This window comes from Bacillus sp. JAS24-2 (assembly GCF_008274905.1).
GTDB classification, from domain to species: domain Bacteria; phylum Bacillota; class Bacilli; order Bacillales; family Bacillaceae_G; genus Bacillus_A; species Bacillus_A cereus.
Genome location: NZ_CP031068.1, coordinates 1,143,186 through 1,158,522, shown reverse-complemented (window position 1 = coordinate 1,158,522; position 15,337 = coordinate 1,143,186). Strand labels below are relative to the sequence as shown.

Below are 15,337 nucleotides of genomic sequence, written 5' to 3'. Positions count from 1 at the left end.
ATATGTTTCACTAGTGGATACATCTCACTAAAAAAGGTTACACCCGTAGAATAAGCAAAGAATCTTTGAGAAGGCTGTTTATTTGCCCTCTCGAACATTCCATTGCTACAATAGATATACATTTCATGGAAAAAGGAGTTTATAAAGGATGAGCAAGCAACCGATGACACCATTTGAAGCAATTGGCGGTGAACAATGCATTGCAATATTAGTAGATACATTTTATTCCTATGTCAGTAAACACCCTGACTTATCTCCCATCTTCCCGGAAGATTTAACAGAAACCGCTAGGAAGCAGAAGCAATTTTTAACCCAATATTTAGGTGGTCCTAATTTGTACACTGAAGAACATGGTCATCCTATGTTAAGAGCACGCCATCTCCCGTTTGAGATTACCCCAAAACGAGCAGAGGCTTGGCTATCATGTATGGAGCAAGCAATGGATGATACTGGAGTGCATGGTCATATAAGAGAGTTTGTTTTTGAACGTTTAGCATTAACCGCTCAGCATATGGTTAATACTCCAAACGAAACAGGTGAAGTGTAATGGATAAGCAGGAAGCAAAGCATATAAATATGCCATCTCCTTCCGCATGCGAGCATAAGTCTGTAGAAGCATATTTATTTATTGATCCACTTTGTAAAGATTGCTGGGAAATTGAGCCTTTTATTATTAAACTATGGCTTGAATACGGGAAATACTTCTCTATTCGTCATATCGTAACAGGGAAAGTGGATGGAACGAACGCTTCCTCACACAAATGGAATAAACCTGCTAATATTCGATTTGTGTGGGAAAAGACAACCAGTTTACAAGGTTTTTCATGTGATGGAAAGGTACATATGCAAGAAGCATCGTCAACACCATATTTAGTTTCGATGGCAATTAAGGCAGCGGAGTTGCAAGGCCGAAAAGCAGGTTCGAAGTTTTTGCGAAAACTCCAAGAATACATTTTCCTTGAAAATGTATCAAACCCTGATTGCGAACTATTACTTGCATGTGCGAGAGATAGCAATATTGATGTAGAAGAATTTAAAAAAGATCTACATTCTGCTAGTGCAAAAAAAGCTTTCCAATGTGACTTGAAATTCACGAATGAAATGCATATTACAGAAATACCTTCCCTCGTCTTTTTTCATGCGAACTCAGATGAAGAAGGTATTAAAATCGCTGGAAATTATTCCTACGATGTATACGTACAATTATTGAAAGAACTTGTAAAATGTGAAATTGAGCCAGAACCATTACCACCTTTAGAAGTGCTACTAGAAGCAACACAATTTATATCTTCAAAAGAAGTAGCATTTATTTATGACTGTCCGCAACAAGAAATTGAACGCGAACTAAAAAAATTACAACTGAAACGAAAAGTACAAATGATAGAAGTAAAATGCGAACGTTATTGGAAATGGATAGCAAAAGAAAAAGACCTGGTGTAAACACCAGGTCTTTTTCTTTACGGCTTATAAAAATATTAAAGGGGATGGGAGAAATTTTCACGTTCAAACAAAGGGGTATATGTTTGTATGTGAATTCGTTCACGCTTATTATATTACAAGATTCGACGTCAGATGACAACCCCTTTTGTCGAATTTCACACTTTTGTCACATTCTAAACGTTTTCATTTTTGAATAAGCTATAAAAAAGGTCATTTAGGGGGTTTATTTATGAAAAAATCTTATATTGCTCTTCTCTTTCTAGCTGTCATCGTTTCTTTTTTCTTGTACATCCTCTCTCTACTACAAGCTTTTCCTAAAATTATTGCCTTACCTCTTTTATTCGGAATCATCGTTATTACACTCTCTTATTTCAATTATAAAAAACGATTCAAAGGGTTTTAATTTCAAAAATCAGCCGTAAAGCTATCCTTTCAGTTAGAAAAAACAAAAAAATCCACCTTTCTCTTCAACAAATATCGACATTAAATCTATTCAACAAAAAAGACGAGGATACAATCCCTCGTCTTTTTTCATTACTTTTCTTCAAATAATAATGCTTCTAATTCATTTAATTTCTCTTCAAATACTTGTAGCGCCTCTTTTACTGGTTCAGGAGATGCCATATCTACTCCTGCTTTTTTCAGCACTTCAATTGGATAATCAGAGCTTCCTGCTTTTAAGAACTCGTTAATATAACGTTCTACTGCTGGTTGTCCTTCTTCTAAAATCTGTTTAGATAGAGCTGTCGCTGCACTAAATCCTGTTGCGTATTGATATACGTAATAGTTGTAGTAGAAGTGTGGAATACGAGACCATTCTAAACCAATCTCTTCGTCGATTACTAAAGCGTCACCGAAATATTTCTTATTTAAATCGTAGTAAATTTCCGTTAGCATGTCTGGCGTGACAGCATGTCCTTCTTGTACTTTCTTATGAATAATATGTTCAAACTCTGCAAACATCGTTTGACGGAATACAGTACCACGGAACCCTTCTAAATAATGATTTAATAAATATAGACGCTCTTTCTTATCTTCTGTCGTTTTTAATAAATAATCATTTAGAAGCGCTTCATTACAAGTAGATGCCACTTCTGCTACGAAGATGGAATAATCACCATATACGTGCGGTTGTGTTTTTCTTGTATAGTAACTATGCACCGAATGACCAAACTCATGAGCAAGTGTAAATAAATTATTTACATTATCATGCCAGTTCATTAAAATATACGGATTTGTTCCATATGCACCAGATGAATATGCCCCGCTTCGTTTTCCTTTATTCTCATACACATCTACCCAGCGATTTTCATATGCCTCTTTCAAAATATCAACATATTCATCACCAAGTACGTTTAAAGATTTTAATAAAAGGTCTTGCGCTTCTTCGTATTTCACATTCATTTTCACTTCTGGTACAAGTGGTGTATATAAATCATACATATGAAGCTCATCAAGTCCTAGTGCACGCTTACGAATATCGATGTAACGGTGTAATAAATGTAAGTTGTCATTTACTGTTTCAACGAGTTGATCGTATACCGCTTCCGGAATATTATTATTGCTCAATGCAGCTTGGCGAGCAGAATCATATTTACGAACACGCGCATTGAAATTATTACGTTTTACTGCTCCACTTAACGTACTTGCGAATGTGTTTTTAAATTTTCCGTACGTTTCATATACAGCTTTAAATGCATCTTTGCGAACACGAGGATCATCACTTTCTAAAAACTGAATGTAACGGCCATGTGTAATTTCTATTTCTTCTCCGTCTTCCCCTTTAATAGATGGGAATTTTAAATCCGCGTTATTCAACATACCGAATGTATTGCTTGATGAACTCATTACTTCAGATGCTTCCGCTAATAAAGCTTCCTCAGCTTCTGATAATACGTGCGGGCGTTGACGTGTAATTTCTTCTAATGCATGTTCATATACACTTAAATCTCTATTTTCCTTCAAGAATGTTTGCAGTGTATCTTCTGAAATCGATAAAATTTCAGGAACAATATACGCTGTGCTACTAGATACTTGTGAATATAAATTTGTTGCGCGATCATTTAATGCTTGATATACAGAGTTTGTTGTATCTTGATCGTAACGCATATGAGCATATGTATATAACTTACCTAATCGCATTGAAATTTCATCTTCATATTGTAATGCCTCAAGTAAATTGTCCGCAGAGTCACCAAGTTTCCCTTTAAATTCAGTTAACTTCGGCAATAGCTCTTTAATAGCTTGAAATTCTTTTTCCCATTCTGCATCCGTTTGGAAAATATCTTCTAATCGCCACGTACTTGCTTCTTCAATCTCGTTGCGATCTGGTAATGCTTTCGCTTTGTTTTGTTCAGACATTCTTTAAGCCCTCCTTTAAATATCTCTACTTAAGTACAATTCGTTTTTTTCTTATGTAATTCCTTCACAATCATTCTTTATTATATCCCCTTTTCCTCCTCTCATGTTAAAATTTGCCTCAAATAAAGATAGCGCATGTATTAAGCAAATCTCATCATGTTTTATAATCTCCTCCTCTGTTTTTAACATCATGACATCCCTTATTTTCCGGTACGTATAAGTTCCCACTTTACGCAAAACACCTATATAGCATAAAAATGTCATATATTCAGTAACTGCCACTTTCCATATATGCTTTGAAAAGTACAGAAGTATCCGCCTTTTCGTATACCTTTTTACATAACTACACACGTATTGAAGAGAAATACACTCTCCCACTGCAAGCTTCCCTATACACTTCATATATAGAAAAGCTTGCCATATAAATGGGTTTGTTTGTAAAGCAAATGCAGAAGGGAGTGGAACACCAATTTCAGAAGGAAAGCTTGCTGGGGTACATTTAAATTGATATAAGAGGCGTAATAATGACTTATAATTATAATTCCAAATCGGCAGGGCATTTTTGCGGAAGTAGTTCTTTCTCTTCTTCCACTCTTCACCCAATCTTTCTTTCCCGAAAGGAACGGGAGAAAAAAGCATTTCAAAAGTAGTCGTATCAGTTGGTAAATATATAGTATGTGAGAAAAAGACATTTGTAGAAAAGGGAGTGACAAATACACCTTTCATAAATGATTTTTGTTTCGGACAGAAGAAAATAAGAAGTGGCTGAGGATAAGATTGTAAGGAGAAAGCCATAAGTGAGGAAAATTTCATCCAATATGCAGATTGCTTTTTCAATTGATTTCCACCAACGATCCAAATGACCTGTATACCAGCTTGCCAATACGAATATGTTCTTTTGTACAGCTGCTCTATAGCTAGGTTTGCACATTGGTATTCAATTGCAATTTTTCTGCCCGCCCTCTCTACAAAAACATCTGGTCGTTGCTTAATTTCTGGAAGGTAGTACTCTATATCCACCTGAAAGTTTTGACGCTTGAACCATCTATATAACAATTCTTTACCGTGCATATGATACGTTGATTCCGCTTCATAAAAGGCAAGACATGAATCCACTTTTTTATGAGCAAAATGCCAACTTTTTTGTTTCCCTAATTTCATTTGCACTTCCTTTCCACAAGCTACACAAAAGAATCGTTCTTGTTGACGCATACGGCGCAAAAGCTTTTCATTACAATTATAGAGTAAATGAATTTTCTCTCCGTTTTCTCTTTTAGCGATAAATATCGTAATCACACCCTTTCAGCTCCTTATATTCTACAATTTGTTACAAATTCCTTTTAAAAAAGAGATGTCCCAATTTCGGACATCTCTTTTTATAATAAAGGTGATAATAAGCGGTATGTTGATTCAACAATTCGTCTATGAAGACGTCTTTTATGAAAATGATCAACATGAATTTCACTTGATTCTTCTAAATCATCTTTAAAGTCTTGAACAAGTTTTCGAATGCTATCTGTATCATATAAAAAGGCATTTACTTCAAAATTCAAATGAAAACTTCTCATATCCATATTAGCTGTCCCAATTGAAGCTAAATCAGAATCGACGATGACAACTTTACTATGAAGAAAACCTTTTTCATATTCATATATCTTTACACCTGCATCTAAAAGCTCTGGGAAGTAAGATCTCGATGCGTAAAAGACAGTACGCTTATCCGGTTTACTCGGCATTAATAAACGAACATCAATACCAGCAAGTGCAGCAACCTTTAATGCGGATAAAATATCATCATCCGGAATAAAATACGGCGTTGCAATCCAAATGGATTTCCGAGCAGAAGCAATCATGGCAAAATATAAATGCTTAATCGTTTCCCATTTATTATCAGGCCCACCTGCAACAAGCTGCACGCCTCCCCAATGCTCCCCCTCAACTGCTTTCGCTTGTAAATATTCAGGGGCTAGCACAGCCTCACCAGTCATATAAAACCAATCTTGAAGGAAAATAAGCTGCAAACTTTGTACAGCTTCACCACGCAAATATAAATGTGTGTCTCGCCAAAAGCCGAAGTACTTATCCTTCCCTAAATATTCATCACCAATATTTAATCCACCTACAAAGCCTTCATTTCCATCAATAATAACGATTTTTCGATGATTTCGATAATTAATTTTATCGTTTAAAATCGGAAAGCGTACAGGGAAGAACGGAATCATTTCGACTCCTGCATCGTTTAATTCTTCAATATACGATTTTGATAATTTAAAACTTCCAACCGCATCATACAAAAAACGAACGACTACGCCCTCTTTTGATTTTTGTATTAAAATATCTTTAATTTCCGTTCCAAGCTTATCATCACGCACAATGTAATATTCCATATGAATGTGATGTTTCGCTCGTTTTAATCCATCTAAAATGGCCTGAAACGTTTCATCTCCATTTGTTAATGTTCTCGTTTCAGTTTGAAATGAAATATTTAAAGCGCCTAAGCGATCCGCTAAACGAAATAACAGCTCTTGATGCTTATGATTGCGTAAAATCCGTTCTTCGTAATCTTCATGCCCCTTATATTGTAAAAACGCTTGTTCATCGAGCAACGCCTTCTTTTGGAACATTCTCTTCCTCCGAAAGTTCTGTCCGAATAATAAATAAGCGAAGAATCCAAATACCGGAAAAATACCTAACACAATGAGCCATGTAAGTGTTTTTGACGGATGACGGTTCTCTAAGAAAATAACGCAACCAATTAAAAACGCAGATACTGTAAATAAAATACTAATAATACCTAAAACCGAAACATCTTTTATCCCAATCACATCTGAATAAAATGCTACATCAATAAACATACGTAACGAAACAAATAATGCGAACAATAGCAGTATAAAGAAAATCAGCTTTAACGTATTTTTCATCTCTTACCTCCTAACTAAGAAAGCTTTCCTATTCTTCATATAAAAAGCCGATTTCATACTACAGAAATCGGCCTACGTTTTAGCAGGAAAATTATTGCGAATCGTTTCAAGCGCATGCTCTTTCACAATTTGTTTTCCATACTCACTTACACGATGAATTGTTAAAGTTGATTCTTCTCCATATTCTAAAATAATACTTAAAATACGATCGATTTCTTCTTCATCATGTAGCACTTCATCGAATTCCACATATACATAATAGCGGTTCTCAAATGAATACAGCTCATCTTTTATATCTTCAAAGATAAGACGATGACTTAATGAAATGACATCTTCAAAATCATTAAACTTAATTAAAAAGCCAAACGTACCATCTTCATTAAAGTTTGTTCCTGTTTGTTCTTCTACCTCTTCGACTAATTCTTGCTGGAATAATGATTCGATGCCTTCATCTAGAGGAATATCTATAATTTTGTCTACCCCTATCGGTAGTTCCAGCTTTTGCCCGTCCTTTGAAAGCTCTGCTTTCGTGACAAGTACTTCAATCCCTTTATCGACTGCTTGCACTTGAATCCATAACGGCCCATCAATAAAGAAATCGTCATGATCACGAGCTTCGTCCATCATCTCCCAAAAGAGCTCTTCACTTCGTTCGCGATCATACCAAATCTCTTCACGATTAAATCCTCTATCCTCTATATCAATGTACGTAATAAAAAATTTCATCGTATGATCATTAATTCTTTCAATATCCAAAATACAACTCTCCCTTCCTGCTTAGAATTGTTATGAAGGGATTCCCCACTCATATGACAAATCAATAGATTCTTGTACTCTCATTTTATGATAAGATTCTCCAGAATGGAAATAAAATCGATTTATTTTACAAAAATAGTTATATGCCTATCTTTACTCGATCAACTACGTAAATATATTATTATAGCGATTTCTTACTTACAAAAAATTTGGACATACATTTCCACATTCCCCCGTACACTGTAATAAAGTGAAACTTCTATTAGAAGAGATTATTTAACAACAACTTTCTTCATCACATACATATAGTTCGCTTATTAAAACATCATAAATGGAGGCAGACGAATGGACTTAGAGTTTTTAACATCCGTACTAATGATTGTCGGTATCGATGTTGTATTAGGTGGTGACAATGCAATCGTCATCGCACTAGCTAGCCGAAATTTACCTGAATCGAAACGAAATAAGGCTATTTTGATCGGTACTCTTTTAGCGATTGTACTAAGAATTGTCCTTACTATACTAGCTGTCTATTTACTCGATATTCCATTTCTACAATTGATTGGCGGGGTTTTACTTACATTAATTGCAGTCAATTTATTAACCGATAATAGCAACGATCTATCTTCTATTCAAGGAAAAACAACTTTATTTCAAGCTGTGCGGACAATTGTTTTCGCGGATCTCGTTATGGGGTTTGATAATGTTATTGCCATTGCAGGTGCAGCTCACGGGAGATTTTTACTCGTCATAATCGGCTTACTCATTTCTATCCCGATTATTATTTGGGGCAGCAAACTTATTTTAATACTTATGGAGCGATTTCCATTCCTCATTTATTGCGGTGCAGCAATTCTTGCCTATACTGCAGGAAAAATGGTTACACATGAAGACAGACTTGCAACCTTTTTTCATAACAATCCAAGTTTCACTGCAAGCATTCCTTATTTGTTCATTTTCACTATTTTATGCATCGGCTTTATTGTACAACAAGTTCGATTACGCAATGTGAAACATTAAAAAAAACCTTCTACTATATAATAGGTAGAAGGTTTTCATATTATTATAATTAATTTACAAGACGTTGTGCTTCACGTAATTGGAACGTTCTTACTGTACGTGGTAAGAAACGACGAATTTCGTCTTCGTTGTAACCAACTTGAAGGCGTTTCTCGTCAATCATAATTGGACGACGTAAAATCCCTGGATAGTCACGAATCATCTTATATAAATCTTGAAGTGGTAAAGACTCTAAGTTTACATTCAATTCTTGGAAAACTTTCGAACGAGTAGAAATAATCTCATCCGTTCCGCTTTCTGTCATACGTAAAATCTCTTTAATTTCCTCAATCGTTAATGGATCTGAGAAAATATTACGTTCTGTATAGGGAATATGATTTTCCTCTAGCCATAATTTCGCCTTTCTACAAGACGTACAGCTTGGAGAACTATATAATGTTACCATACAAAGCTCACTCTCCTTAAAGAGTACAAATTCTGTACTAAATACAGTTTTAATTTCTAACTTCAGCAATTTTTCGTGATAACTTGTCTTATTGAAAAGTACAAAAATCACATTTCATGTAAGCAACAACTTATAATAAACAACAATTACTTTTAATAAGTAACTTCTATAATCATTATACAATAGATTTTGCAAGAAATATACAGTAAATTTCCTGCTAGTTGAGAAAACTCTCCCGTGTATTTCACTGCTATGTAACATGATTACGCTCATTTCAGCTGTACTTTAACAATAACTTTCAACCCTTTTACTACTCACTTCCCATAGATTTTTCATATAATATATAGTTATTTATCTATAATCTTCCCTATGAAAAAGAGAACGTTTTCTTACTTTTTCTTGATAAATCAATTAAGAAATGTAAGACTATACAAATGAGAATAAAAAGGAACATTTGTTCTTATTTTAACAAATATCCTCCCTCCTGTCTACATGATTTCTAAAGTAAATTAAATATTTTTCTGACATTTCTTTCTTTTTCATTTTTTATCTCATACAATAAACATACAGACAGGCAAAGGGGGAGTTTTCAAATGATTGCTTTTTTTATTGATTTTATTACGGTTGCTGCCCTCATCATCGGAATAACAGCATTGATTGGTGTCATTACAAATAGCATCGGCGAAAAGCTCTTTGGTGGAAAAGAAAAAATGAAGTTTGTTAACAAAAGTTTGGATGTACAATCTGGCTGGAACCAAGTTGGCGGAAAAGGCATTTATAAGAAACGAACGTATTAAAAAAAGCAGGTGATCACCTGCTTTTTTTCTTATTTCTCTACTGACGCCCATTTAAAGCTTAAATCGCCGCCATATTTATGGTTATACATATTTTTAATTGAATCTCTTTGTAAATATGCTCTACCACGTTGATATACTGGAACGATCGCAGCATCATCAAGTAACATTTTTTCTGCTTCTAATAAGTTCTTCCAACGAGCATTTACATCGCTTCCATCTTTTTTCGCCTTCATAATGATTTCATCGTATTTTGGATTAGAGTACTTCATCTTATTTTGTGACCCATCTGTTACAAACATATCAAGATATGTAATTGGATCTGGGAAGTCCGCACTCCATCCAGAGAATGACATGACATAATCGCCCGCATCTTCTAATTTTAGTTTTTGTGCGAATGGTTGTTGTTTAATTTTTACTGTTAAACCTGGTAAATTCTTTTCTAATTCACCTTTTAAATATTCACCAGTTTTCTTTGATAACTCTACATCTTCATTTAATAATTCTAATTCGATTTCATTTTTACCAAGTTCTTTTTTACCAGCTTCCCAATATTTCTTCGCTTCTTTCACGTTTGGTTTTACAATATCCCCGTTTACAGCACGGAAATCTTTTTTATCTGGTCCTTTAATGAAGTTATCAGGAATTAATCCTGTCGCTGGCTTAGAACCGTTATTTAATAATGTATCCACGAATGGCTTACGGTCAAAAGCAAGTGAAATTGCTTTACGAATATTTTTATTTGCTAAAGCTGGATCTTTTTGATTTAAACGAAGGAAGAATACAGATGTATCTTCTACTGTTTGGAAATCTGGTTTTCCTTTATATTTATCAATAAACTCCGCTAATAACGACGCTCGATCAATTGCATTTGTTTCATATAAGTTAATTGGCGTAGATGTATCTTTTACAATATTAAAGTTTACTTCTTCAATCTTCACTTCTTTATTGTCCCAATATGACGCGCTCTTTGTCATTTTAAAGCTACGTTCATGTTGCCAATCACTTAATGTAAATGGCCCGTTATAAAGCGTTGTATTCGCTTCCAAACCAAACTTCGTACCTTGCTCTTTCACAAACTTTTCATTCACAGGATAGAAGATTGGATATACCATTAAATCTACAAGGTATGGAATTGAATTATCTAATTCCACTTCTAATGTATAATCATCAATCGCCTTTACCCCTAATTGATCCGGACTCATCTCTTTTTTATTAATTTTCTCTGCATTTTTTATATCATACATAATGTACGCTGATTTCGCAGTTGTATCTGGGTTAATCGCTCTTTGCCATGCATATACGAAATCTTTTGCCGTCACAGGCTCACCATTTGACCATTTTGCGTCTTCACGTAATTTAAATGTATATTTTTTACCATCTTCTGATTTTTTGAATTCCTTCGCTACACCAGGAACTAGCTTATCATCTTTTCCTAAACTGTATAAGCCTTCCATCGTATTAGTCATTACTCTTGAAGAAACTGCATCAGCTGATAACGCTGGATCCATCGTTGGAATTTCTTGTGTTTCAATTAAGTTAATAACTTGCTTCGCGCCGCTTTTTCCGCTATCCCCTTTAGCGTTTGCTTGCGATTCATCTTTTTGATAGCTACATGCCCCTAACATCATGCTCATCGCTACTGTTGATGCTACAAAAACTGGTATCTTTTTTTTCATACTTCCACCCTCCAAAAAAATGTTAACCCTTTCATTTTCAAACAAAAAGAAATATATATATGTTCTAATAATTCATATTATACACACAAATATATTTTTTGTATATTTATATTTCTATTTCATTAAAATTTTTCGTTAAAAAATATACCTTTGTAAACGTTTCATATTGCTGATTATTCATACTAAAGTGTTAAAAATAATATTTTTATACTTTTCTAAATTATCAGAGAAAAACGAATTTTATATCTCATAATATTTTATGTATAATTATCCTTTTGTTTTTATCATAAAATAGCACTCTCTTCATAATAAAAATATGTAGGCTAAAATGAGTGCAAAGGTTAAGAAAGTATGTTACGATACATTTTGCTAAAAATAGATATCGGTAAAGAGGGGACGGACATGGCAGCAATTCAGGCAAAAAACGGGCCTACTGAGAAATTAAGTTTATTCTTATTAACATGGCCTATTTTTCTAGAAGTTTTTCTTTTTATGTTAATGGGGATCGCTGATACTTTCATGTTAAGTGCATTATCAGACGATGCTGTATCTGGGGTTGGTGCAGCGAATCAATATCTTCATATTGCGATTTTGGTATTAGAAGTCATCGGGAACGGCGCTGCTATCGTTGTATCTCAATACCTCGGTTCCAAACGCTTTATGGAAGCATCTAAAATATCAGCATTAGCCGTCACATTAAATTTAATAGTTGGGCTCGTTATAAGCGCTGGTTTTCTTTTATTTTCGAAACATATGATGCTCGCAATGAACTTACAAGGCGATGTACTAACGTATGCGCAAAACTACTTATCTATCGTCGGAGGAGCCATCTTCCTACAAGCTATTATTAACTCATTAGCCGCAATTATCCGTGTACACGGTTTTACAAAGCAAGCGATGTTTATTTCACTCGGAATGAATATGATTCATATCGCTGGAAACTACGTACTCATTTTCGGGAAATTTGGTTTCCCTGAGCTCGGTGTACAAGGGGCTGCAATTTCTTCCGCTATCAGTCGATTGATCGCACTTATTGTTTTCTTCTGGTTACTATACCGCGTTATGGAATATCGTGTGAAATTACAATATTACTTCACTTTATCCAAAGAATACATTGGGAAAATTTTAAAAATTGGCATTCCATCTGCATTTGAACAAGTGATGTATCAAGCTTGTCAAATCGTCTTCCTTTATTACGCAACGTACTTAGGAACGGAATCATTAGCTGCTAGACAATACGCTACTAACATTTCCATGTTCACTTATTTATTTGCAATTGCAATTGGTATGGGAACAGCCATTATTATTGGCCGCCTCGTTGGTGGTGGCGAAAAAGATGAAGCATACGAACGCTTGTGGAAAAGTGTAAAATGGGCAATTGGTGTAACTTTATGTATGGTCGCTCTCGTTATTACATTCCGTACACAATTAATGGGACTGTTTACAGATAATCCGCACATTATCGGGTTAGGCGCAAGTGTTCTTTTACTAAGTGTACTACTTGAAACGGGACGTACGATGAACATCGTCATCATTAATTCGCTTCGTGCAGCTGGTGATGCAAAATATCCTGTTTTAATCGGTGCATTCTCTATGGTGTTAATGAGTTTACCACTAGGTTACTTTTTCGCCTTTCATTTAGATATGGGGCTCGTTGGTATTTGGCTAGCAATCGCCATCGACGAATGGACACGTGCCATTATTATGTTCTTCCGCTGGAAAAGTAGAGCATGGGAGCGTTATGCGCTTGTTAAACCTGAAGAACAAGAGGAGAATGTTTCTGTTCAAGTTCAGTAATTTTGCATATGGATATCACTAATGATACATGAGATTTATATCGGCGATTCTTTAAATATATCGACTGACCGACAAATGTATACAATTCTTTTATATAGTAGAAAAAGAGCCATCCTTCCATAACAGAAGAATGGCTCTTTTTCTTATTGATAAATCTCTTTATATTTCTTGTACTCCGCTTCCGAACATAGTACGAAATGTCCTGGGCGAATTTCACGCATTGTTGGTGCTTCACTACCATAATTATGCTGTGATGGATCATATACGATACGTTTACGATTGCGCTCATAATCTGGATCTGGAAGTGGAATCGCTGATAATAGTGATTTCGTATATGGATGAATTGGATTCGCATATAATTCATCACTTGTTGTTAACTCAACGATTTGGCCACGATACATTACACCAATACGGTCACTAATGTATTTTACCATTGATAAATCATGGGCGATGAATAAGTATGTTAAACCTTTTTCTTTTTGTAGCTTTTTCAGTAAGTTTACAACTTGCGCCTGAATCGATACGTCAAGTGCTGAGATCGGCTCATCGGCAATGATAAATTCTGGGTCTACAGCAAGCGCTCGAGCGATACCGATACGCTGACGTTGTCCACCTGAGAATTCGTGTGGGAAACGGTTTGCGTGCTCTTTATTTAAACCAACTGTGTTTAATAGTTCATGAACACGGTCCATGCGCTCTTTTTTACTTTTCGCTAGTCCGTGAATATCGATACCTTCTGCAATAATATCCCCTACTGTCATACGAGGGTTTAATGATGCATATGGATCTTGGAAAATCATTTGCATTTTACGGTTGAATTTCTTCAGCTCTGCGCGTGATTTTTTACCATGTACATTTTCACCATCGAATAACACTTCACCAGCAGTTGCATCATATAAACGAATAATCGTTCTTCCAGTTGTCGATTTACCACAACCTGATTCTCCTACAAGACCAAATGTTTCTCCGCGGTAAATATCAAATGAAATATCATTAACCGCTTTGACAACACCACCACTCACGTCGAAGTGCTGCTTTACATTTTTTACTTCAATTAATTTCTCACGTTGTTTAGTCATGTTGTTCACCTGCTTTCATTTGAAGAATGCGTTTTTCAACGACTGCCGGCGGTTTTACTTCTGGAGCTTGCTCGTGAAGTAACCAAGTTGCCGCATAGTGCGTATCACTTACTTTAAATAAAGGTGGGTCCATTTCAAAATCAATTTTCAGTGCCTGTGGGTTACGTGGTGCAAAAGCATCTCCCTTTGGCGGCTTCAATAAATCTGGAGGTGTTCCAGGGATTGCATATAACTCTTCTTCTGAACCATCTAAACTTGGCATAGATGCGATTAAACCCCAAGTATATGGATGTTTCGGATTGTAGAAAATTTCATCTACAGTTCCAATTTCAACAACTTTACCAGCGTACATAACTGCCACTCGGTCCGCAACGTTTGCTACTACACCTAAGTCATGCGTAATGAAAATGATTGCTGCTTCTGTTTTTTGCTGAATGTCTTTCATAAGTTCTAAAATTTGCGCCTGAATCGTAACGTCTAGCGCTGTTGTCGGCTCATCGGCAATTAATAATTTCGGGTTACAAGCTAACGCCATCGCAATAACTACACGCTGTCTCATACCACCTGAGAATTGGTGAGGATATTGTTTTAAACGAGCTTCTGGATTTGGAATACCTACAAGGTCAATTAACTCTAAAGCAACTTTACGTGCATCTGCTTTACTCATCCCTTGGTGTTTAATTAGACCTTCCATAATTTGATTTCCAATTGTCATCGTTGGGTTTAATGATGTCATTGGATCTTGGAAAATCATCGCAATATCTTTACCGCGTACTTGCTGCATTTCTTTTTCTGTTAATTTTGTTAAGTCACGACCTTCAAATACGATTTCACCATTTTTAATGCGTCCAGGAGGATTCGGAATTAATCCCATTAACGCTTTAGAAGTAACTGATTTCCCTGAACCAGATTCTCCTACAATCGCCAATGTTTCTCCTTTTTTCAAATCAAAAGTAACGCCGCGTACAGCTTGTACTTCACCTGCATGTGTATCAAAGGAGACTTGTAAATCTTTTACCTCTAACAATGTTTTCATCTTTGCCTC

General features: G+C 35.4%; 14 protein-coding genes. 6 read left to right on the top strand and 8 right to left on the bottom strand.

Features of this window, described 5'->3' with window-relative positions; translation table 11 throughout:
* Positions 1–148: 148 nt before the first annotated feature.
* From DN407_RS05995 to DN407_RS31525, 3 genes are all read left to right on the top strand, one after another.
* Positions 149–547 carry a globin domain-containing protein gene (locus DN407_RS05995; RefSeq protein WP_000043386.1) on the top strand — a complete coding sequence of 133 codons (399 nt, stop codon included), beginning with the start codon at positions 149–151 and terminating at the stop codon, positions 545–547.
* Positions 547–1,440 carry a ClpXP adapter SpxH family protein gene (locus tag DN407_RS05990; RefSeq protein WP_000360656.1) on the top strand — a complete coding sequence of 298 codons (894 nt, stop codon included), beginning with the start codon at positions 547–549 and terminating at the stop codon, positions 1,438–1,440. Before DN407_RS05995 ends, DN407_RS05990 begins: the two co-directional genes overlap by 1 nt.
* 229 nt (positions 1,441–1,669) lie before the next feature.
* A complete protein-coding gene (locus DN407_RS31525) occupies positions 1,670–1,843 on the top strand; it encodes a hypothetical protein (protein ID WP_000750355.1) in 174 nt (57 codons plus the stop codon).
* A gap of 131 nt (positions 1,844–1,974) precedes the next feature.
* Here DN407_RS31525 and pepF read toward each other — a convergent pair whose 3' ends face one another.
* From pepF to mecA, 4 genes are all read right to left on the bottom strand, one after another.
* Positions 1,975–3,801: an oligoendopeptidase F gene (gene pepF, locus DN407_RS05985; protein WP_000003348.1), complete on the bottom strand. Its 1,827-nt coding sequence runs from the start codon at positions 3,799–3,801 to the stop codon at positions 1,975–1,977.
* A 51-nt stretch (positions 3,802–3,852) separates the two neighbouring features.
* A complete protein-coding gene (locus DN407_RS05980; RefSeq protein WP_149216101.1) occupies positions 3,853–5,097 on the bottom strand; it encodes a competence protein CoiA in 1,245 nt (414 codons plus the stop codon).
* A gap of 80 nt (positions 5,098–5,177) precedes the next feature.
* Complete coding sequence (locus DN407_RS05975; RefSeq protein ID WP_000799198.1) at positions 5,178–6,722, bottom strand: cardiolipin synthase; 1,545 nt, start codon at positions 6,720–6,722, stop codon at positions 5,178–5,180.
* Between the two features lie 72 nt (positions 6,723–6,794).
* Positions 6,795–7,478 (bottom strand): adaptor protein MecA, encoded by a 684-nt coding sequence (gene mecA, locus DN407_RS05970; protein WP_000350716.1) that lies wholly within the window; start codon positions 7,476–7,478, stop codon positions 6,795–6,797.
* Between the two features lie 345 nt (positions 7,479–7,823).
* Here mecA and DN407_RS05965 point away from each other — a divergent pair, with 345 nt between their 5' ends.
* Positions 7,824–8,498, top strand: coding sequence for a TerC family protein (locus DN407_RS05965; RefSeq protein ID WP_000362615.1), 675 nt, complete (start codon positions 7,824–7,826; stop codon positions 8,496–8,498).
* A 49-nt stretch (positions 8,499–8,547) separates the two neighbouring features.
* On the opposite strand, the gene spx is transcribed toward DN407_RS05965, so the two are convergent.
* Positions 8,548–8,943, bottom strand: a complete 396-nt coding sequence (gene spx / locus DN407_RS05960; RefSeq protein ID WP_000258267.1) for a transcriptional regulator Spx — start codon at positions 8,941–8,943, stop codon at positions 8,548–8,550.
* 593 nt (positions 8,944–9,536) lie between these two features.
* Here spx and DN407_RS05955 point away from each other — a divergent pair.
* Positions 9,537–9,740, top strand: a complete 204-nt coding sequence (locus DN407_RS05955) for a hypothetical protein (RefSeq protein WP_000559971.1) — start codon at positions 9,537–9,539, stop codon at positions 9,738–9,740.
* A gap of 29 nt (positions 9,741–9,769) precedes the next feature.
* Here DN407_RS05955 and DN407_RS05950 read toward each other — a convergent pair whose 3' ends face one another.
* On the bottom strand, positions 9,770–11,416 hold the full coding sequence (locus DN407_RS05950) for a peptide ABC transporter substrate-binding protein (RefSeq protein WP_149216100.1): 1,647 nt from the start codon (positions 11,414–11,416) through the stop codon (positions 9,770–9,772).
* 351 nt (positions 11,417–11,767) lie between these two features.
* Here DN407_RS05950 and DN407_RS05945 point away from each other — a divergent pair, with 351 nt between their 5' ends.
* Positions 11,768–13,213, top strand: coding sequence for an MATE family efflux transporter (locus DN407_RS05945; RefSeq protein ID WP_009327244.1), 1,446 nt, complete (start codon positions 11,768–11,770; stop codon positions 13,211–13,213).
* 143 nt (positions 13,214–13,356) lie between these two features.
* Here DN407_RS05945 and DN407_RS05940 read toward each other — a convergent pair whose 3' ends face one another.
* Together DN407_RS05940 and DN407_RS05935 are read right to left on the bottom strand one after the other, a co-directional pair.
* Positions 13,357–14,292: an ABC transporter ATP-binding protein gene (locus tag DN407_RS05940; RefSeq protein ID WP_000166348.1), complete on the bottom strand. Its 936-nt coding sequence runs from the start codon at positions 14,290–14,292 to the stop codon at positions 13,357–13,359.
* A complete protein-coding gene (locus DN407_RS05935) occupies positions 14,285–15,328 on the bottom strand; it encodes an ABC transporter ATP-binding protein (protein WP_000854346.1) in 1,044 nt (347 codons plus the stop codon). Before DN407_RS05935 ends, DN407_RS05940 begins: the two co-directional genes overlap by 8 nt.
* Between the last annotated feature and the right edge of the window lie 9 nt (positions 15,329–15,337).

What these genes read in the sequence shown, in the direction of transcription:
- DN407_RS05995 (WP_000043386.1), top strand. Translation starts at nt 149, where the DNA reads ATGAGCAAGCAACCGATGACACCATTTGAAGCAATTGGCGGTGAACAA.
- DN407_RS05990 (WP_000360656.1), top strand. Translation starts at nt 547, where the DNA reads ATGGATAAGCAGGAAGCAAAGCATATAAATATGCCATCTCCTTCCGCA.
- DN407_RS31525 (WP_000750355.1), top strand. Translation starts at nt 1,670, where the DNA reads ATGAAAAAATCTTATATTGCTCTTCTCTTTCTAGCTGTCATCGTTTCT.
- pepF (WP_000003348.1), bottom strand. Translation starts at nt 3,801, where the DNA reads ATGTCTGAACAAAACAAAGCGAAAGCATTACCAGATCGCAACGAGATT.
- DN407_RS05975 (WP_000799198.1), bottom strand. Translation starts at nt 6,722, where the DNA reads ATGAAAAATACGTTAAAGCTGATTTTCTTTATACTGCTATTGTTCGCA.
- DN407_RS05965 (WP_000362615.1), top strand. Translation starts at nt 7,824, where the DNA reads ATGGACTTAGAGTTTTTAACATCCGTACTAATGATTGTCGGTATCGAT.
- spx (WP_000258267.1), bottom strand. Translation starts at nt 8,943, where the DNA reads ATGGTAACATTATATAGTTCTCCAAGCTGTACGTCTTGTAGAAAGGCG.
- DN407_RS05955 (WP_000559971.1), top strand. Translation starts at nt 9,537, where the DNA reads ATGATTGCTTTTTTTATTGATTTTATTACGGTTGCTGCCCTCATCATC.
- DN407_RS05950 (WP_149216100.1), bottom strand. Translation starts at nt 11,416, where the DNA reads ATGAAAAAAAAGATACCAGTTTTTGTAGCATCAACAGTAGCGATGAGC.
- DN407_RS05945 (WP_009327244.1), top strand. Translation starts at nt 11,768, where the DNA reads ATGTTACGATACATTTTGCTAAAAATAGATATCGGTAAAGAGGGGACG.
- DN407_RS05940 (WP_000166348.1), bottom strand. Translation starts at nt 14,292, where the DNA reads ATGACTAAACAACGTGAGAAATTAATTGAAGTAAAAAATGTAAAGCAG.
- DN407_RS05935 (WP_000854346.1), bottom strand. Translation starts at nt 15,328, where the DNA reads ATGAAAACATTGTTAGAGGTAAAAGATTTACAAGTCTCCTTTGATACA.